Origin of the sequence: Aeromicrobium sp. CF3.5 (genome assembly GCF_051262695.1) — a bacterium.
GTDB lineage: Bacteria > Actinomycetota > Actinomycetes > Propionibacteriales > Nocardioidaceae > Aeromicrobium.
The window spans coordinates 594564-613202 of the sequence record NZ_JBIMEZ010000001.1; the positions used below are offsets into that span (position 1 = coordinate 594564).

An 18639-nucleotide genomic window follows, 5' to 3' on the forward strand; every position below is an offset into this window, starting at 1 on the left:
CGGCCCACGGTAGATGACGGGCTCTAGTTAACCTGCGACAACCGAGCCCGATACTTGCACACCATCCACACCGCAAGCATCGACATAGCTGCGTAAGCGGCAATGCTCGCGCCGGCGGCACCCGCGGCGCCGTAGCTGGGCACCAAAAGTATGCAGCCCACACATAGAACGGGCACACCGCACGTTCCGCACGTACTCGCCGCACGCGGGAGCCCCAGGCCTGCCAACACCCGCGCAATGATCAGGAACGGTACAAGCGCAAGTTCGGCCAGCAGGAGCAGCCGGAACACCACGACAGAGTCGGCGTAGGCGGATCCGAAGACAGTGGTGACGAGCGGCTCAGCAACAATCAGACCGGCCACCACCATCGCCGACAGCGAGACCATGACTACGGCAAGTTCTCTCCTAAGGCGTCTGAGGGTCAGGACGCCGGACGACGCACGATAGAAATTCACCTGTCCGAGAGCGTTTGCAGGCACACGTGCCAGGCTCGCCGGTGTGACCGCAACCGCGTAGATCCCCACCTCCCGGGACCCAGCGATCGCGGCCAGAATAACGGGACCGGAGGAGTAGGCCAGCGATTGCCCCAAATTGAACCCCATCAGCCTCACACCCGTACGAAGCAGGCTCCTGGCCGCGGGGGGGCTCTCGTCGGCGGCCAAGGCATCTGCCGACCACGCGAGGCCAACCAGACCCTGCACCAGCGGTCCTGCGACGTACGCAGCGATAACAGCTACCAAGCCCAGCCCGATGAAAAGAGCGGCCAGCACCAGGAGCATCGTGAGGATAGACCCAAGGGCGTTGAGCATCGCCGACCGCTGCACCATTCCTCGCGCATTCAGCAGATCCAGGGCTTGGTTGGAGACGAAGCTCGCAATCCCGAACACCACGAATCCAAGCGCAATCGACCAGGAGCCGAACGCGGGATCGATCCATCTATACGCGCACAGCACCAAGCCGACCAAGGTGATCGCCACGGCCAAGAGGAGCCTGACGCTAACGACCAGGAAGGACCTGATCCCCACGTCATCGGACTTGGGTAGGTGCACCCGAATGGCGACATTTGTCCCCATGGCACCGACGAGCACACAGATTCCGGCCAACGACAAAATGAGGGCCAGCAAACCTCGACCTGATGGTTCCAGCGCTCGGGCCGCGGCGACGCCAGTTACAGCCGAAACGGCGACCGACAGGAGAGACCACTTCATGACACCTGCCACCGCACTGCTGGCCAGGCGCCGAATCACGTGACAACAGCCCGGTTCAGTCGCCCCCGGTTCTGGAGTATTGAAAGAATTCCCAGCAGGATGAGCGCCCCCACGACGGCCGGAATGACAGGAACGAAGGAGTTCCTCACGTGGTTGAACAACGGAACCGCGACGCACACGAACAGGGCCATGCGGAGGTACGAACTCTGACGTCCGAAAACGCCCATCAGTACTCCGAGAAGTAGCGGGATGACCAGTACTCCGGCCACGCCGAAGTTGTGATACGCCTCTCCCACCGTAGAACCGCCAATATTGCCCGCCCGCGAGGCGATCTCGCTGTTGAACAAGCGGAAATCCGACGCGGCGTCTGGCCGAGTCGCGGGAGAGGCCACTCCTTCGATCAGCCTGGCCACTGCAACCGTGTAGGTGTCACCTTCTCGATAAGGCTCGCCCGCATCGTGCCAGGCGAGCGTGTAGACGACGACTCGAATGGTCGATCCGAGCTCAGCTACTGCGGCGGCCGGATTGAAATCTGAAAGACGTGGCTCGTAGGCGGCTACACCGGCCGCGCGCACGCTTTGAGCACCGCTGATCACAGCGAGAGCCACCACAAGTACCAGCGCAATGGCTTTTAGCTTCGGCATCTGAACTCGGGTCGCTCGAACACAGGAGGCCACCGCTATCGGAAACAGAACCTCTCCACGGAGGCCTACAAAGAATGCGATGACAGCAAAGCCACAAAAGGCCACCACCCCGATTCGGACGTCCTTCAACTTGGTGGCCAACATGCTGAATCCAAGCCCGATACCAATCAGGGGGTAGGCCAGCGAAAGGCCGCCTAGCGCAGTGCCCGAAAGGAAGCTTTCGTAGGAACCAACGAGAAGTCCTAACCCGCCCGAAGAAACGACTCGGTAGAGCCACAAGGCGACTCCAACGACCAAGAGGATCTCGCCCAGCTTTGCCAAACGCTCAGAACGACCACTGGCGTCCTTAACAACTCTGGGCGAGCTCACGCGAGGAATACTCGCCAAAAATGCCCCTACCAAGTAGGCGCACATCGCATAGATCACCAGCCAGAGCGCCGCGAGTCCCAGCGGCCCCGCAAACCACGCATAGTCCTCGACGCGCGTCAGCTGTGGGTCCCCACCGAAAATCCAGTACGGCGCGAGCCCCACATGGAAGACCCCAAAAACCACGAAATACACCGACGCCGGCGACCAGAATCCAGAAGATTGAGTCCACGACAGCGTGACGGTTCCAAGAACAAGGACAGCCAGTGCAATTGTCGCGGTTACTTGAATGCTTGGCGAGTATGCGCTCCTGACAAGCACAAGACACGGCAGAACAAATCCCCACAGAACCAGAAAGCGACTTGCTGGCCTGCCAGCAACAGCTTGCTGCAGCCCGGGCGCAGATGGCGACCTCGAGGTCTCATGCATCAACAGACCCGCTCCACAGCTTCGTAAACTCCTCCGCCGTGCGCTCCATCACGAAGGGGCTGAGGTCGAAGGACCGTCTGACGTCGCTCCGCCGAAGGCCGCGGACCTGATCGATTGCATCCAGCCACAAGGAATTGAGATCCTCCAGCTCGCGCAAGACGATCCCTTCCGACTCACTGGCAATCCACTCGGTACCGGGAAGTCGCGACGCGACCACGGGCACTCCCAACGCCAACGATTCGAGCACAGCACCCGGCAGACCCTCGCGCTTGGACGGTAAGAGGAGCACGTCCGCCTCCGCGATCAGACGGGGAACGTCATCTGACTCTCCGACGGCTTCGACCAACGAGTTACCCGCGCCGGGGCTGAGCTGCGCAAGAACAGACCGTTCCGCGTCATCTAGCTGACCGACGAGCGTGAGGAGGGTCGGTTGACGCTTGGAGCTCTCTCGCCAGATCTCGATCACCCGGCAGCGATTCTTGGCGGGATCGCTCCTGCCGACGTGAATCAGACGAAGACGTTCATCTTCAGGCCGTGGAACGCCCGCCCCGGCACGAATTCTCGACGTATCAATTCCGTTCGCGATGACACGACACCGGGGATCAGACCGCCAGTTCTCGTTCCAGGCACCGCTCAGGGCTCCGGGCGACACTCCCACGATGTCCGTCGCGACGAGCTTGATGAGGATCCGCGACATCGCCAGAAGAACTGACTTCGCGAGCCTCTGCTCCCCGCCGACAGCGTCGCTACGGAAGTGCGCGATGCGACGGTGCACACCAGCCAACGCTGCTAGGGCGAGAATTGGTCCTGCTGCCGGCCCGGCGTGACAGTGCACCACCTTGCGGTTGTTCTCCCGAAAATATCTCCACAGCCTGGGCGAGTTCCGGATCTTGAAGCTGATCTTGGTCAGCGAATGCCCCCCACCGACCACCCGCCGGTCCATGGATCCGGGTCGTTCGGACAAGCAAAGAAACTCAAACCGCCTGCCCAGAAACTCCGCCAACTCGACGGTCCGCACTTCGGCGCCACCGCGGTCGAGTGAATAGAGGACATGGACCACTCCGCTGTTCACTTACGCCACCCCCATTTCCGACATCGTACAGGTGGGCCGTCGGTTGATGGCCGAACCAAGCGAGGTCTCCGAGCTCGGTGATGCGGCCTTCAGTGGCGGCCGGATGGCGACCGAGCCGCCGACGACAGGCGAACCCTGCGCGTCAGAGATGGGGCCGACGCCGTTTCGACCGAGAGACTGTGTCCTGTATTTCAACCTGCTCCACGGCTATGCTCACAGCGGTGGATGCTTATCAGCGCGCCATCAGCGCCTACATGCCCGCTCCGGACCGCTACGTCAGGTACTTGGATCTCGTCTTCGAAGGCGTGCCGCTCGCTGGCCAGTCCATGCTCGACGTGGGCGGAGGCGATGGGCGCTTGAGTTTCTACGCCGCGGCTCGCGGCGCTGGAAAAGTTGTCTGTTTGGACCCAGCAGCTGATGGCTCCAGCCCCGGAATCGACGAACAGTTCACCACGCTGGCCACTCACGTCGGAGGCAACGTCAACCGGCTGACGGAGCGGTTCCAAGAGCACGATCCCGGCCATGAACTGTACGACGTCGTGCTCGTTCACAATGCGATCAACCACCTCGACGAATCAGCCTGCGCTGCGCTCCCCGACGACAGCGGGGCGATCAGTTCCTATCGTGAAATCTTTGCGTCACTGCGGAGCCTGCTTCGCACCGGCGGGCACATCATCGTCGCGGACTGTGCCAAGCGAAATATGTGGGGAGACTTACGGATCGGCAATGTGTTCGCCCCGACTATCGAGTGGCACATTCATCAGCAACCGGAAGTCTGGGACCGCCTGATGACGCAGGCTGGGTTTGCGCCAGGGCGAACCCGTTGGGATGCACCGAGCAAACTTCGACGACCCGGACAAATGGTGCTGGGCAACAAGATCGGCGCCTACGTCACCAACAGCCACTTCATCCTGACCGCTCAGGGCTGAGCCAAATGAACCATCGCGGCCGCTCTCCCGGGTACCGTTCTCAGCTGTGAGATCAAGCGCAGCGAGCGACAGCGCTGCCACGCTCGCTCCCACCCGGCGCGTATATCGGTCACCGATTCTGCAACGATGGTTCTTCCAGGTCGATGGCCAGGTAGACAGGTAGACAGGTAGACAGGTAGACAGGTAAAGGAAAGTGCAGGGCATTGGGCCAATCACTGTTGATCACCGGCGGCGCCGGCTTCGTCGGCTCGAACCTCGCTCGAGCGGCGACAAGAGATCCACGCGTCAGCAGAATCGTGGTGCTTGATGACCTCTCGACGACCAACAGTGGTCACCTCGACGGTGTGGACGTCGATTTCCGAGAGGGTTCGATCCTTGACGAGTCGGCGCTGGAATCTGCCCTGGAGGGCATCGACGCCGTCGTGCATCTAGCCGCGATACCGAGCGTGCCGAGATCGTTGGTGAACCCCGTAGCCAGTCATCACGCCAACGCCACCGGGACTTTGATGCTGCTCGAAGGCTGCAGAGCGGCGGGCGTCAACCAGGTGATCTGCTCATCATCCAGCTCTGTGTATGGGATGAATCCTGCACTTCCGAAGCATGAGCGCGAGTGGGTCCGACCGATGAGCCCGTACGCCGTGAGCAAATTGGCTACAGAGCAGTACCTGCTTGCCTACCAGTCGTCGTTTGGGCTCTCGACCCTCCCGTTCAGATTCTTTAACGTCTACGGCCCGGGCCAGGCGCCCGGGCACGCTTACGCGGCCGTGATTCCTGCATTCGTCGACGCGCTGATGAACGACCGCCCCGTGCCGATCAACGGCGACGGCTCACAGTCACGAGACTTCACCTTCGTCGGCACCGTCTGCGAGATCCTGCTCAACGCTTCAGTCAATGCGGTTAGCAGCCCCGAGCCTGTGAACCTGGCCTTTGGCGTGCGCACCGATCTCATGAAGCTCATTGAAAAGCTTGAGGACATCACAGGCAAGACCGCGAAGATCGAGTACCGCGACCCGAGACCGGGCGACGTGCCGCACTCCGAGGCCGACAACACCTCGCTCCGCCAGCTATTTCCCGAGATCCAGCCGGTCGGCCTGGATGAGGGCCTGAAGCAGACCGTCGACTGGTTCGCATCCAAGTACTGAAGTCGAATTGCTCTCATCCCGATCCTGCCGGTACAACGCCGTGGACTCGATCGATTCAGCGATTACAAGCGAAGTTCAGATTCGTCTTTCGCAAGAACGCTCTTGAGGTCAAACAGGACGTGACCGTCCTCCTTGCCCAGCCTCCGCAGGTCTTGCGCGCCTAGATCGCGGAACTCGCGGTGACCGACTGCGAGCAACACTCCGTCATAGGCGCCGTGTGCGGGCTGTTCGACCAAGTCGATGCCGTACTCCCTGGCCGCCTCTTTTGGATCGGCCCACGGATCACAGATGTCGACCGTCAACCCGTACGATTCGAGCTCGGCGATCACGTCCACGACTCGCGTGTTACGCAGGTCTGGGGTGTTCTCTTTGAAGGTCAGGCCCATGATCAGAACGCGCCCCGCGCGAAGGTCGAGCCGCTGTTTGAGCATGGCCTGCACCAGTCGCGAAGCGATGTACTCACCCATCGAGTCGTTGAGGCGACGTCCGGCCAGAATGATTTCCGGGCTGTGCCCAACCTCTTGCGCCTTGTATGTCAGGTAGTACGGATCGACTCCGATGCAGTGTCCGCCAACCAGGCCGGGCTGAAACCTCAAAAAGTTCCATTTTGTACCAGCTGCTTCCAGCACGTCCTGAGTGTCGATACCGAGCTTGTTGAAGAGCACGGCTAGTTCGTTCACCAGGGCGATGTTCACGTCGCGCTGCGTGTTCTCAATGACCTTGGCTGCCTCGGCCACCTTGATGGACGGCGCCCGATGGGTTCCGGCGGTCACCACGGAGGCGTAGAGATCGTCGATGAATGCTGCTGCATCAGGGGTCGAGCCAGACGTCACCTTGATGATCGTCTCGAAGCGGTGTGTCTTGTCTCCTGGGTTGATGCGCTCAGGGCTGTACCCCACCCAGAAGTCCACATTCATCTTCAGACCGGATAGCTCTTCGAGCAGCGGGACACACCGCTCCTCGGTCGCCCCTGGATACACCGTCGACTCGTAGATGACCGTGTCGCCAACCCTGAGTGTTGCCGCCACCGAGCGGGTCGCCGACAGCACCGGACCAAGATCGGGAGTCTTGTGCTCGTCAATCGGCGTCGGAGTAGTGACGATGTAGACGTTGACTGGCTCAAGTACGGACGGATCGGTGCTGAACGACAGCCGATCGGCCGCACCAAGCTCTACCTCGCTCATCTCGAGAGTTCGGTCGTATCCCCCGCGCAGTTCGCTCACTCGTGACTCGTTGATGTCGAGCCCAATGACGTCGAACTTCTTGGCAAACGATGCAGCTAGCGGCAGACCTACGTATCCGAGACCTATCACGCCGATGGTGGTCGCTTCAGGGGCACCAACCGTCATCAAATCTGTTCCTAGTCCTCGCGGAAATCACCGATCCCGGCGAGTGTATCGACGCAGTACCCTCCCCTAGCGCCGCACCTGCGCGGAAGGATCAACGCTGGCCCCACAACCAGTTGCCAATCTCCGGGGGCCTGCTGCGGTGATCCCGGACTGCGGGCCCTTCCAAAGTGAGGGATCTACCGGAATGAGAATCAGCAGTGACTGCATCACGTACACGGGTTAGCCAGAAGTTCAAGGACGAGTTCTATCAGGAGGTCATCACGACTTCCAAGACAATCAAGGACGTTGCCGTTGCTTACGGTGTCGGGCCGGACACCTTGCGCAACTGGCTGAATAGGTATCGCGAATCGCACTGGGTCTGATGGAAAATATGGTTACTGGATTCCGACCAGGGGTAGGTCGGTCCGTTTGGTAGCAATAGAGCGTCTGCTCGGCGGGGACTCGGATGAGTTCGGCCTTGCCATAGCCGTTCACGGTCTCGGCCAGAGCGTTGTCATAGCTGTCGCTGACGGTTCCGATCGAGGGGACCGCGCCGATCTCTCGGCGAGTCGTTCGCCATAGCGGATGGACGTGAATTGCGAGCCGACATCGGAATGTCACCGCAGCCCGGTCAGGTTCGTGCCGCGGGACCAGCGGGCCATCTCGATCGCGTCCAGGACCATCGTGGTCCGCAAATGTGACGCGACACGCCAGCCCACGGTCATCCGCGAGCAGGCGTCGATGATGAAACACACGTAGGCGATACCGGCCCAGGTCGGCGGGAAGGCCAGGTCCGTGACCCATAACTGGTTCGGCGTCGTCGCTGTGAAGTCACGACCCACCAGATCAGGGCGTCGAAGCGCGCCGATTTCGGGCCGGGTTGCCTTGACGCGTTTGGTGCGCCGGACGCCCTTAACCCCAGCGCCCGCATCAGCCGGGTGTGTGACCTGGTCGCGGCCGATGTCGTGACCGGTTCGCTGGGCTGCTTTCCAGATCTTCCTGGCCCCAAAGACCCGGTAGTTGTCCTCCCATAGTTGCCGCATGACCGGCACCATCTGCTCGTCCCGGATAGCGCGGGCTGACGGCTTGCGGGACTTGGCTTCGTAGTAGTTGCTCGGGCTCCTGCAGCACGCTGCAGATGAGCACGATCCCCAGACGCCAGCCCGCGAAGACGTCGTCGCGGTTGGCGTCGATGAACGCGACTACTGCTGGTTCTGGCGGTCTAACTCCGCCCCGAAGAAAGACGCAGCCCGTTTTTCAGGATCGCGTTGGCCCCGTTTGAGTTCGCGGTTCTCCTGCTCGAACCGCTTCATCTTCGCGACGTCCCGGTGCTGACACCTGGCTCGTGGCCCTCGTCGATGTCGATCTCACGGCCCCATAGGCGCACCGACTCGGTGCCATAGCCCAGCTGGGACGCGACACTCCGGACCGTCCCGTGAACGGTGCCGAGCTCGGCACGCAGCGTCCTGGCCATCCGCACTGCAGCGGCCTTCTCCTCGGGGCTATAACGAGGCGTCGTCGCCGTCCCGGGCGTGGTTTCCTTCGGCATGAGTCCATCCTCGTTTCCCAAACGGAGGAGACTCCGACCAACACGGTGCGATTCAGGCCGACGACACATCCGGCGACTACCAAAGCGATGGCCATGGACCGACATCATCTTGACCGGCCACCACCCCACTCGCCCTGATCACCTGAAACCTGGCACCAGCAACCACGACCCAAGGACACACAGCACCGGCGAAAAGCAGCGCCGGAGATACGACCCTGCCCCGATACCCAAGCCCAGCCCGAAGCCGAGCAAGAACTCGCTCACCGGCGCAACCAAAGATCGAGGCAGCGCGCGTTCCGACGACGGTCGCCACGGACCCACGGGTGTACCCAAGCACGTGGGTTGCTACTCGCAATGGCGCGAATATCATCACCAGCCGCGCAGCCAGCAGAGGGGCTCTCGCTGTCGACTGGTCTGCCACTTTCCCGCCTACCTAGTGCAGCTCGATGACGCCGAGGTGGCCCGAGAGCGCGACGCTGCCTGCGACGCGGGGGTCAGCGGCGAGGCCCCGCCAGCACTCGCGCATGTCGTCGGAAAAGTCGATGTCGTCAAGAAGGATAAGCGCGCCGGGCTTGCATCGCTCGACGACCAGCTCGAACTGAGGCTCGACCCAGTCGCTCGTGTGCACGGCGTCGACGAACGCGACGTCCACCTTGGAGACCGTGTCGACACCGTCCTCAAAAGCGCCGACTGTGAGGTCGTAGCGGCTCCCCATAGCGGCCATGTTCGCGTCAGCCACGGCAGCCCATTCGGGATTAATCTCGAAGCTGTAGAGCCGCCCGTTGTCCACGGACTCGAGCGCAGCGACCCAGTACATGCCCGAGACACCGAACGCGGCGCCGAACTCAAGCACGACGTCGGGGCGCCTGCGCTGCACAAGGTCGGCGTAGAACTGCCCGAACACTCGCGCCGTGCGGACCTGATGTGGAGTGCGGGTGCCGGAATAGAAGTGCCACGGCTTTGTGGCTCCGACTTCATTGTTGGTCGCGGCGGCTCGCTCCTCGATCGCGTCCTGTCGGGGTGCGGTGCCGGGCATCACGAGGGGCCTGGAGTAGGTATCCGCGATCCAGCCTCCGCGTCGGGTCCAGGTGGGTCTGAGCACTCCGGCTCGTCGAGTAGCGAGATCTATTTTCTTCATGGCTAGGCATCGTAGGTCACGCCCAACCGACGCCGGCGCCGTTTCCACTACGCGACCCAACTTTTCTGCCGCCTAACCGCACCACCACGATTGTCCCCGTTCAGCTTCGGCCGATCGGGGGCGTTCTTCCATTGCGGCCTACCGGGCGCAGACTGATTGGCTCAGAACGGGCGGAACCGCTCGGAATAGCAATCCCGAACGGCTCCTGACGCTTCTTGATCGCTCCAGTTGCGCTGGCCAGGCAGGTTGTTCAGGCTGCTGATAGGTGTTCCGGCGGTGGCGGATTCGGTCAGTCGTGGCGGTCCAGCAGTTCACGTTGGTCAACCCGAACTATTCCGTCAGCGCGTTGTCGACGCGACCCCTCTACCCCGGGTCCCGTACCTGATCGGCAAGGGCTCAGAAGCTGGAACAGTACCAATGCCAGTGGTCCTGCCACGGTCGGTTGATCGCGACATCGGTGACCGCACCCACGGCGACCTCCTGGTCCGCGACTGGCACGACAGGCCGATCTCGGCGCACTCGGCACGGGTCGTGGTCACCTGTAGTGCCCACCGAGTGGGCCTCGACAACATGCAGGCCGTTCGCGCCGCCATCTGAACCGCCGAGACAATGCCCACAAGTGCTGGGCACCGCTACCGTTGGAGTCCGCCGCCTCACGTCTACGATGAACATGCCTGATCAGATGGACCCCAGCCACCTCGAGATCAAATCCCCAGGCTGGACACGGTTTTCAACGACAGCCTCGCCTACCTCTACCAGAACCCGGCGACGGCCTCGACGAAGCGGCCGCCAGGTCGATTCTCTCCACCGACGTCACCGCGCCGGGGTCGGACATCGCGACCGCACCTTCTGCCAAGAAGGCCGCGAAGATAGTCCCCGCCCTCGTGCCGAGGCTCAGACCGCGACGGCAACCTCAGCCACGACGCCCTTCGCAGCCTTCACCGAACGATCGACCGACTCCGCTCGCGGGGCCAGCGTGCGCAGGGTCCAGTCGCCGTCGGCGGCGAAGAAGCGGAACTGTCCGGTGGCCGAGGTGGGCACCTCGGCGGTGAACTCCCCGGTGCGGTCGAGCAGGCGCACGTAGGCGTTGCCCACGGGCTCGCCGTCACGGGTGACGACACCCTGGATGACGGCCTGGTTGGCCACGTCGACACCCTCGAGCGAGGGGCCGCCCTTGATCGCGCCGCACATCAGGCGGCACCCGGCTCGTCGCCGAGGGCGACCGGCACGCCGCGCAGCGAGCCGTACTCACTCCACGAACCGTCGTAGTTCTTGACGTTGTCGTGCCCCAGGATCTCCTTGAGCACGAACCACGTGTGCGAGCTGCGCTCGCCGATGCGGCAGTAGGCGATGGTGTCCTTCGAGTCGTCGAGGCCGGCGTCGGCGTACAGCACCTTGAGCTCCTCGTCGGACTTGAAGGTGCCGTCGTCGTTGGCGGCCTTGCTCCACGGCACGTTGCCGGCGGTGGGGATGTGGCCACCGATCTGCGCGGCCTCCTGGGGCAGGTGCGCCGGGGCGAGCAGGCGGCCGGCGTACTCATCGGGGCTGCGCACGTCGATCAGGTTCTTGGTGCCGATGGCCGCGACGACCTCGTCGCGGTAGGCGCGAATCGAGGTGTCGGGCTCCTTGGCGACATACGTCGTGGCCGGACGGTCGGTGACGTCGGTGGTGAGCTCTCGGCTGTCCAGCTCCCACTTCTTGCGGCCGCCGTCGAGCAGGCGCAGGTTGGTGTGGCCGTAGTAGGCCAGGTACCAGTAGGCGTAGGCGGCGAACCAGTTGTTGTTGCCGCCGTAGAACACGATCGTGTCGTCGGTGCCGATGCCCTTGGCCGACAAGAGCTCCTCGAGCTTGTCCTTGGTGACGAAGTCGTGGACCACGCCGTCCTGCAGATCGGCCTTCCAGTCCAGCTTGACTGCGCCGGGGATGTGGCCCTTGTCGTAGGCCTCGGTGTCCTCGTCGACCTCGACGAGAACGATGGTGGGGTCGGCAAGGTTCTGCTCGACCCAGTCTGCGGTGACGAGTGCGGTGTCGCGGCTCATGGTGACCTCCGTGGTCGGGTTGGTAACGGGTTGAAAAGGAAAGAACTCAGGCGGCGCGCGCCGGGGTGAACCGGCGCAGCGCCAGGTACATCTCGCATCCCAGGCACAGGCCGATGGATGCGTTGAGCAGGGCGGCGACGAGCGCGAACGCGACGAGCACGTAGCCGACAAGAGTGGCGCCGAGCAGCAGGGCGATCAGGCCGCCGGCGGTGAAGACCAGACCGACGACCTGGGCGAACCGCGGCGGACGGGCGTCCTCGGTGTGCTCCGGCGGACCGATGCGCGGGCGCACCACCCGGGCGAAGAACTGGGCGTACGGCGAGTGACCGAGCCCGATGAACACCGACACGGCGCACACCACGACCTGCACGGCCAGCAGCACCGTCGCCGCCTCGCGCGGCAGCACGAGCACCAGGGCCAGAACAACAGCCGTGAGGGTCGCGCTGACCCGCAGACCGCGAGGGTCCACCTGGGCGGGTGTCGTCATGGGTGCTCCTGCGCTGGGCGCACCCATCGAGGGTGCGCGGGGACGGTTCGACGGTCAGATCAGCGCTGACGACACAACGAGGAACCGGTGCGGCAGTGGTCCACCGCGCGGCGCCTCGTGAGGTGTGTCGTCTCGAACATGGTCACCACCGTACGGACCCGCGAGGCTCGATGGCCGTTCGTCTCAGATAATGGACGAACGTTTCAGATGGTGGAATGATCGGGTGCGGTCGACCCGATCGCGGCCATGACCTGCTCCCGCCGAGGCTGCCCCGAGGCCCGTGTCGTGACGACACCATCAGCATCGAGCACCAACACCGTCGGGGTACGCATGATGTTCAGCTCACGCACGAGGTCGAGGTGCGACTCAGCGTCGATCTCGACCGTCCTGACCCCATCGGTGCGGCCCGCGATGTCGGTCAGCAGGGCGCGGGTGGCCCGGCACGGGGTGCAGAAGGCGCTGGAGAACTGCACCAGGGTGGCCACGTCACCGAGGGGCGCGCCGATGGTCTCCGCGGTGAGCCGCTCGGACGGCTCGGACGCCGAGGACCCGGGCGCTGCGGGGGCCGGCGTGAACCGACCGTTGCGCCTCGAGATCCAGGCGGCGGCGACGACAGTGACCAGCAACGCGACGACGAGCACGACGATTCCGATCATGATTTCAGCCTACGTCGCGGGTGGCGATGGGTGCCTGATCCATTTTTCGGAGACTCTTGCCCGCAGAGATGGGACCAACAGCGGTATCAAGATGAGCCGGCGCAACTGAGCACAAAATGACCCACATGGGCACGATATTTCCCACATGGGCAACATGCTTCCCACTAGAGGAGGATCGCCATGCACGTGAACTAGCCCATCACATCGGTGGTGCCCGGCGCGCGCGGAGTCATCTTGCAGCTCCTCGCGCAGACCAAGAAGCCTCTCACCGCCAGACAGGTTGCGCTCCTGTCAGAAGGAGGAACCACCAAGCGGCGCGCCAACGATGTACTTCAAGAACTCACTGAGGCAGGCATCGTGCGACGCCAGGACAGCGCCCCTTCATACCTGTACTCGCTCAACCACGACCATGTCGCCGCCGACAGCATCGTGGAGTTGTCCAGGCTGCGAGACCGCCTCATCGACCGTATCGAGAATCAGGTCGCCAGTTGGACCATCAAGCCAGTCGCGGTCTTCTTGTTCGGGTCCACCGCACAGGGAACAGCGACGACACGAAGCGACGTCGATCTCCTGGTCGTGCGCCCGCCAGAGCTTGTAGAGGTGGAGACCGGGTGGGCCGACCAGCTGTCGGGACTCAGCGAAGACGTGCACAGATGGTCCGGCAACTACTGCGAAATCCTGGAGCTCACGCCCCAGGAGCTGAACCTCGACGTCGTGTCGAGTGGGCGACTAACTACAGATCTCAAGCAGCATGGTCGAGTCTTGTACGGCAAGAAACTGTCGCCAAACCTGCTGAGTCGCCGTCACACGTGGCCTAGCAAGTGACCGCCCGCACCGAGGCGGAGGCGCACCTCACCAAAGCTCAGACTTTTCTTGAGGCCGCACGGACCAACCTGGCCTTTGAGCTCTACGACCCTGCCACGTCAGATGCTGTCGTGTCGGGCATCAACGCCAAGGACGTCATCTGCTTGATGCAGAACGGCGAGACGAAGAATACTGACAATCACGCGGCTGCCATCGGGGAGCTCAAAGACGCCGGCCCGGTCGGCTCCAATGCCGCACGTGAGCATTATGCGTAACTGCCCTGGCCCGGGTGGACGCGACGGGAGCGAGGAGATCTTCCCAGCCGAATGCGGACTTGCTCCCAGCACATGCGGCCCGACCTCAGGCAAACGTCGAGCTGGTGAGGAACTCAGAAGGGTCCGATCCTGCCGGAGTTGGCCATCTGCTGAACCAGCCTGACTGCCTCTATCCGCTCGGTGACCTCTTCGGGGAACACCGCCATCGTGGCTTCGGTCGGATACTGCAGGTCGTTCCGACGGGTTCTCATCTCATGGAAGAGGTCCACGTACTCCTCTTTCCCGCCGGTCTGATGCCCGAAGACCTCGCCATAGGCAACGTGGCCACCCTCCCTGGTCACGGCGAGCCCTTGCCGGGCGAGAAGACCATTGATCGACTGTCGGTACGCCTCGTACAACGACTCGTACGCTCGGGTGGGATTGGTCTGGGCCAACTGCCTCGCCGTGTCGAGATCCAGGTTTGCTTGTTCCATCAGGGCGTTTGCGTGCACGTCGTTGGGGCTGACTTGCTCGAGGTCACCCCTCGACAGGAGACGTTCGACCTCGGCCTCCCCCACGGTCCATCGCGGGGACAGGTTGGTGACCGAAGGTTCGGACTTGGCCCGCTCGGCGTACCTGCCATCTGCGTCGTGATGACGGCCGTCTCCGTCGTTGACCACTCAGACCTCTCTTCCCATCAGATGCACCCTTGGCCGAGACATCACAGTCTCGCGAAAGCCGGTGTTGCGCTCGCTCGCCCAAGAATCGGCCGACATCCGCCGGATGCTCACCTCGCGACCCAGCGAGCGTGAAGACGACTTCGCGATGTCCCGCGCCCGGTCGGGGTCGGTATCGCCGAGGACGAGGACGTCGATGTCACCGGGAACCGGTCCCGGCTGCTGCGAGTAGCGGGCCGCCCAGGAACCGTAGATGAACGCGGCATCGACACCGTCTAGTTGGCTCATCAGGTCTCGAAGGACGGGGAGAGCGCCGAAGGTCACGGACAGCAGTTCAGCCATCGGGGCGAACACCGGATTGTCAGTGTTGACGGACACGAGTCGCCTGTTCCCACGCTTGACCGTCGAGACCAAGCCCGCCTCCTCGAGACGCCGGACCTCGCGCAATGCCTGCTGGCCGGACACGCCTGCTGCGTCAGCCAGGTCGAAGATGCTGTACTCCCTGTCCGTATCCAGGAAGAGGCGGGCATAGATGTCACCCTGCGCTCGCGAGCGCAGGAGTGGAAGGAGGCTGGGGGTCGTAGTTCGCATAAATGTCACCTAGGAATCATTTTAGAGAAGTAGTTCTCTGATGACAAGGACGCACCAGCGACTCAGCAGACCTCAGACGACTGCTGCCGCAACCAGCTGGCCGGCGACGTACACGACCGGCGCCGCCAGCGCGACCGACATCGCACCGGGGAACGCCCACCCGATCGACGCGTGGGTGCGGGTGCTGATCCAGGCGCGACCGAACACCTGGCCGAGGACCGCGAACAGCGCGACGGCCGATCCCACCGCGACGCCAAAGATCCACGTCACGATCGAGTCGACGAGCAAGGCAGCGACCGCGCCGGCGACTGCTCCCGCGAGCACGGCACCGGCGCCCACGTAGATGCGATCGGCCGGCAGGGCCCAGACCAGCAGCCCGACCGCGAGGCCAGCAGCGGCGATCACCACGATCGGTGCCCCACCGAGCGACTCGCTCCCGCCGATCCACCCCGTCGTCAGAGCAGCCGCCACCCCCAGCGAGACCGCGTAGGCCGTCGAGGTGGTCAGCTCACGACGGCCGTCGCGGCGCAACATCTGGGTCACCAGCGCGACGAACACCGTGGCGGCGACGGCCGGCACGATCCCGGCGATGACCCCCGTGTCGACGAACCCGAGGACGTCACTGGTGGTGTCGTCGCGCTGCAGGATCTGCGGGTACACCGCGAGGACGGTCGCGATCAGTCCACCGGTCATCACCGGGATGAATCGCGGCGTGGGGACACTGCGTCCCCGCGCATCGGCGAGGCTGGGCGCCGAGGCGATCAGCAGCTGCACCACCACGACCGCGGCAGCGACCAGCAGGACATCGGCGTAGGCGGCCAACGCCATGACTGCAACCAGGGCGATCGAGAGCGCAGCGGATCCGAGGCGGGACATGCCCTGCATGATGCCAGCCACGCGCCGCTCAGCCACCAGCGAAGGGGGGCAGGAACTCGATCGAGTCCCCTGCGGACAGCACCACGGCGGACGGCTCCCGACTCCCGACCGGGACCTCGCCGTGCAGGATCGAGCAGGTGGCGATCACGTCGGCGAACCGGTCACGATCGCGGTGCCGGCGCGTGATCTCGGCCAGCACGTCGGCCAGGGTTGAGGCCGCGACCTGCTCGCTCTCCACCCCCGCAGCAGCGCGCGCCGCAGCCCAGTACCGGACTGTGACGTCGTTCGCATTCTGGACATCGGGAGTCAACTGATCAGACACATCGCCTAGTATCGGTCATGCAGGACGTCCCGGCCGCCTGGCATCGCGCCTGGTGGCAACTCGTCGAGAGACGGGCCGAATGGCAGGGGTCCTGCACCCTGACCGGGAGGAATCGACCGTGTCCCACCTGCTGCTGTTGACCAAGAGCACGCAATCGTCGGTGGAGGTGCTTCCTGCCCTGGCGCTGCTGCCGCACCACGTGCGGATCCTTCCGGCCGAGGTCAGCGGCCTGCTCGACGCCCCGCCCTGCGACGCCGTCTTCGTCGACGGCCGACACGACCTCGCCCAGGTGCGCAGCCTGACCCGGCTGATCCGCACCACCGGCATCGACTGCCCGCTCATCCTGATCCTGACCGAGGGCGGCCTCGCCGTCGCAGCCGCCGACTGGGGCATGGACGACGTCATCCTCACCACAGCCGGTCCGGCCGAGCTCGAAGCACGGCTGCGCCTCTCGATCGGTCGCATCGCCGAAGCGTCGGACGTCGACTCCGACGCCCACGTCATCAGCTCCAGCGGCCTGGTGATCGACGAGGCCAGCTACACGGCCAAGCTCGAGAAGCGCACGCTCGACCTGACGTTCAAGGAGTTCGAGCTGCTGAAGTTCCTCGCGCAGCATCCCGGTCGCGTCTTCACCCGCCAGCAGCTGCTGCAGGAGGTCTGGGGCTACGACTACTTCGGCGGCACCCGCACGGTCGACGTGCACGTGCGGCGCCTGCGCGCCAAGCTCGGCACCGACCACGAGACGTTGATCGGCACCGTGCGCAACGTCGGCTACCGGTTCGTGGCCACCAAGAAGAGCGAATCGGACGCGTCACTGAGCTCCAGCGGTCGGTAGGCCGGAGCAAGCGTGACCTACGGCAACGCCCGCCGGATCTCGCGAGTGAGGGTGGGGTACGGATCATCGAGCGGCTTCCGGTCTGTGCGCAGTTGTTCCCGAATCGTCCGCAGCGGTCCGCCAGCGACGTAGTGTCGACCGCGCCGCTCGCCGCGTGCCTCCAGGAGACCAAGTTCTGCCAGCTTGACGAGGTCTCGGGTGGCGGTACGTTCGTCGAGTTCCGTGAGTTTGACGTACGACGGTCGCGTCACCCTGAGACCGAGGAGCGCGTCGAAGAGTGCGGCGCCAACTCGGTCGTTCAACGACTGTGCCCCGAGCAGCGCGTCGATCTCGCGCCACTGGGTCTCAGCTTCGTTGAAACGGCGGCGCATCGTCTGGGCCTGCATGTGATGGGCCCGGAGGTTGAACTTCACCCAGAGTGTGGCGTCGTTGGTCGGCTGCCACGATCCTCGACCAGTCGCGGCAAGTACGTCGTAGTACTCCTGCGTATTGTTACCCAGCCATTCCTCGATGCTGGAAAACGTTGGTTCCACGACGTGGTCCTGTGCGAGCACCATCGTTTGCAGCGCTCGGGCCATCCGTCCGTTGCCGTCGCGGAATGGATGGATCATGACGAGATTGAGATGCGCCATCGCTCCTCGTACAAGCGGGTCGTCGGAACATGGCGCGGCGAGCGATTCGGACAGAGCGCGCATGAGTCCCGGCACTCCCTCTGCGTCGGGACCTTCATAGACGTTGGCACCTCGCCTGTCGTCACGAATGAAGATCTCCTTCGTGCGATAGCGTCCGGGGGTCTTCGGCAGGTCGTGATCAAGCAACATGAAATGCATCGATCGCAGCACGACCTCGTCGATCACGAACCCGGGCTCGGTCGCGACATTGAGGACGTACGTCAAGACTCGGCGATACGCCACAATCTCCATCCAGGTGGCTTCGTCAGCCGTCAGAGGCGGCTCGTCGTCGACTGCAGCGACCGCGTCCTCGTCACTGACCGTGTAACCCTCAATGGTGTTGGAACCCTGGATAGCGCGGGCCGTCGAGGTTCGTCGTAACAGGCCATTCCACCGCTTGGGGACGCGAAGGAAATTTGCGAGCGACGCGCGAACCTCATGAGTCTCGGCGATGACCTGCTGGTCTTCGAGGTCCGGGTCTGGAGTTGCGAAAAGCACGGCCATTGTCCTTTTGTCTTTTATTAAGCGCCAAGACTAGCCGACCATTGTCTCTATGTCACTTGCCAAACGACAGTCGCGGGTCCAGCGGATGACTGCACGGTCACCGCCGCACTGCCTTCAG

At 63.6% G+C, this 18639-nt stretch carries 21 protein-coding genes and 1 pseudogene; 7 read left to right on the forward strand and 15 right to left on the reverse strand.

Annotated elements, in window-relative coordinates; translation table 11 throughout:
- Positions 1-23: 23 nt before the first annotated feature.
- The 3 genes from ACHAA3_RS03000 to ACHAA3_RS03010 are packed head-to-tail and all read right to left on the reverse strand — an operon-like array spanning position 24 to position 3719.
- Positions 24-1208 carry an oligosaccharide flippase family protein gene (locus ACHAA3_RS03000; RefSeq protein WP_435707455.1) on the reverse strand — a complete coding sequence of 395 codons (1185 nt, stop codon included), beginning with the start codon at positions 1206-1208 and terminating at the stop codon, positions 24-26.
- A gap of 35 nt (positions 1209-1243) precedes the next feature.
- Complete coding sequence (gene wzy, locus ACHAA3_RS03005) at positions 1244-2647, reverse strand: O-antigen polysaccharide polymerase Wzy (protein WP_435707456.1); 1404 nt, start codon at positions 2645-2647, stop codon at positions 1244-1246.
- Entirely contained in the window at positions 2640-3719 is a 1080-nt protein-coding gene (locus ACHAA3_RS03010) for a glycosyltransferase (RefSeq protein ID WP_435707457.1), read from the reverse strand. Before ACHAA3_RS03010 ends, wzy begins: the two co-directional genes overlap by 8 nt.
- Positions 3720-3940: 221 nt before the next feature.
- On the opposite strand from ACHAA3_RS03010, the gene ACHAA3_RS03015 reads away from it, so the two are divergent.
- Complete coding sequence (locus ACHAA3_RS03015) at positions 3941-4648, forward strand: class I SAM-dependent methyltransferase (protein WP_435707458.1); 708 nt, start codon at positions 3941-3943, stop codon at positions 4646-4648.
- 203 nt (positions 4649-4851) lie between these two features.
- Positions 4852-5790 (forward strand): NAD-dependent epimerase/dehydratase family protein, encoded by a 939-nt coding sequence (locus tag ACHAA3_RS03020; protein WP_435707460.1) that lies wholly within the window; start codon positions 4852-4854, stop codon positions 5788-5790.
- Positions 5791-5852: 62 nt separating this feature from the next.
- Here ACHAA3_RS03020 and ACHAA3_RS03025 read toward each other — a convergent pair whose 3' ends face one another.
- Complete coding sequence (locus tag ACHAA3_RS03025; RefSeq protein ID WP_435707461.1) at positions 5853-7139, reverse strand: nucleotide sugar dehydrogenase; 1287 nt, start codon at positions 7137-7139, stop codon at positions 5853-5855.
- A 197-nt stretch (positions 7140-7336) separates the two neighbouring features.
- Between ACHAA3_RS03025 and ACHAA3_RS03030 the strand changes: the two genes are divergently transcribed.
- The gene (locus tag ACHAA3_RS03030; protein ID WP_435707462.1) at positions 7337-7501 is read left to right on the forward strand and encodes a transposase; all 165 of its coding nucleotides are present in this window, start codon (positions 7337-7339) and stop codon (positions 7499-7501) included.
- Between the two features lie 64 nt (positions 7502-7565).
- Here ACHAA3_RS03030 and ACHAA3_RS03035 read toward each other — a convergent pair.
- Both ACHAA3_RS03035 and ACHAA3_RS03040 read right to left on the reverse strand, forming a co-directional pair.
- A pseudogene (locus tag ACHAA3_RS03035) lies at positions 7566-8667 on the reverse strand (IS3 family transposase); the annotation flags it as partial.
- 433 nt (positions 8668-9100) lie between these two features.
- Positions 9101-9769 (reverse strand): O-methyltransferase, encoded by a 669-nt coding sequence (locus tag ACHAA3_RS03040; protein WP_435707463.1) that lies wholly within the window; start codon positions 9767-9769, stop codon positions 9101-9103.
- Between the two features lie 453 nt (positions 9770-10222).
- Here ACHAA3_RS03040 and ACHAA3_RS03045 point away from each other — a divergent pair, with 453 nt between their 5' ends.
- Positions 10223-10402 (forward strand): hypothetical protein, encoded by a 180-nt coding sequence (locus ACHAA3_RS03045; RefSeq protein ID WP_435707464.1) that lies wholly within the window; start codon positions 10223-10225, stop codon positions 10400-10402.
- A 297-nt stretch (positions 10403-10699) separates the two neighbouring features.
- Here ACHAA3_RS03045 and ACHAA3_RS03050 read toward each other — a convergent pair whose 3' ends face one another.
- From ACHAA3_RS03050 to ACHAA3_RS03065, 4 genes are all read right to left on the reverse strand, one after another.
- Positions 10700-10996, reverse strand: a complete 297-nt coding sequence (locus tag ACHAA3_RS03050; RefSeq protein ID WP_435707465.1) for a DUF1416 domain-containing protein — start codon at positions 10994-10996, stop codon at positions 10700-10702.
- Positions 10996-11844 carry a sulfurtransferase gene (locus tag ACHAA3_RS03055; RefSeq protein ID WP_435707466.1) on the reverse strand — a complete coding sequence of 283 codons (849 nt, stop codon included), beginning with the start codon at positions 11842-11844 and terminating at the stop codon, positions 10996-10998. The genes ACHAA3_RS03050 and ACHAA3_RS03055 overlap by 1 nt, the downstream gene beginning before the upstream one ends.
- Before the next feature lie 46 nt (positions 11845-11890).
- Positions 11891-12331: a DUF4395 domain-containing protein gene (locus tag ACHAA3_RS03060; RefSeq protein ID WP_435707467.1), complete on the reverse strand. Its 441-nt coding sequence runs from the start codon at positions 12329-12331 to the stop codon at positions 11891-11893.
- A 203-nt stretch (positions 12332-12534) separates the two neighbouring features.
- Positions 12535-12987, reverse strand: coding sequence for a TlpA family protein disulfide reductase (locus tag ACHAA3_RS03065; protein WP_435707468.1), 453 nt, complete (start codon positions 12985-12987; stop codon positions 12535-12537).
- Between the two features lie 357 nt (positions 12988-13344).
- Between ACHAA3_RS03065 and ACHAA3_RS03070 the strand changes: the two genes are divergently transcribed.
- Positions 13345-13812: a nucleotidyltransferase domain-containing protein gene (locus tag ACHAA3_RS03070; protein ID WP_435707469.1), complete on the forward strand. Its 468-nt coding sequence runs from the start codon at positions 13345-13347 to the stop codon at positions 13810-13812.
- Positions 13809-14066 carry a hypothetical protein gene (locus ACHAA3_RS03075; RefSeq protein ID WP_435707470.1) on the forward strand — a complete coding sequence of 86 codons (258 nt, stop codon included), beginning with the start codon at positions 13809-13811 and terminating at the stop codon, positions 14064-14066. The genes ACHAA3_RS03070 and ACHAA3_RS03075 overlap by 4 nt, the downstream gene beginning before the upstream one ends.
- Before the next feature lie 113 nt (positions 14067-14179).
- Here ACHAA3_RS03075 and ACHAA3_RS03080 read toward each other — a convergent pair whose 3' ends face one another.
- The 4 genes from ACHAA3_RS03080 to ACHAA3_RS03095 all read right to left on the reverse strand — a co-directional run bounded on the left by ACHAA3_RS03080 (position 14180) and on the right by ACHAA3_RS03095 (position 16511).
- The gene (locus ACHAA3_RS03080) at positions 14180-14623 is read right to left on the reverse strand and encodes a hypothetical protein (RefSeq protein ID WP_435707471.1); all 444 of its coding nucleotides are present in this window, start codon (positions 14621-14623) and stop codon (positions 14180-14182) included.
- A 102-nt stretch (positions 14624-14725) separates the two neighbouring features.
- A complete protein-coding gene (locus ACHAA3_RS03085) occupies positions 14726-15313 on the reverse strand; it encodes an ArsR family transcriptional regulator (RefSeq protein WP_435707472.1) in 588 nt (195 codons plus the stop codon).
- Between the two features lie 72 nt (positions 15314-15385).
- Entirely contained in the window at positions 15386-16225 is an 840-nt protein-coding gene (locus ACHAA3_RS03090; protein ID WP_435707473.1) for a hypothetical protein, read from the reverse strand.
- The gene (locus ACHAA3_RS03095) at positions 16218-16511 is read right to left on the reverse strand and encodes a MoaD/ThiS family protein (RefSeq protein WP_435707474.1); all 294 of its coding nucleotides are present in this window, start codon (positions 16509-16511) and stop codon (positions 16218-16220) included. Before ACHAA3_RS03095 ends, ACHAA3_RS03090 begins: the two co-directional genes overlap by 8 nt.
- A 118-nt stretch (positions 16512-16629) precedes the next feature.
- On the opposite strand from ACHAA3_RS03095, the gene ACHAA3_RS03100 reads away from it, so the two are divergent.
- Positions 16630-17346, forward strand: coding sequence for a winged helix-turn-helix domain-containing protein (locus tag ACHAA3_RS03100; RefSeq protein ID WP_435707475.1), 717 nt, complete (start codon positions 16630-16632; stop codon positions 17344-17346).
- Positions 17347-17363: 17 nt separating this feature from the next.
- Here the strand turns inward: ACHAA3_RS03100 and ACHAA3_RS03105 are convergent, their stop codons facing one another.
- Entirely contained in the window at positions 17364-18515 is a 1152-nt protein-coding gene (locus ACHAA3_RS03105) for a Fic family protein (RefSeq protein ID WP_435707476.1), read from the reverse strand.
- Between the last annotated feature and the right edge of the window lie 124 nt (positions 18516-18639).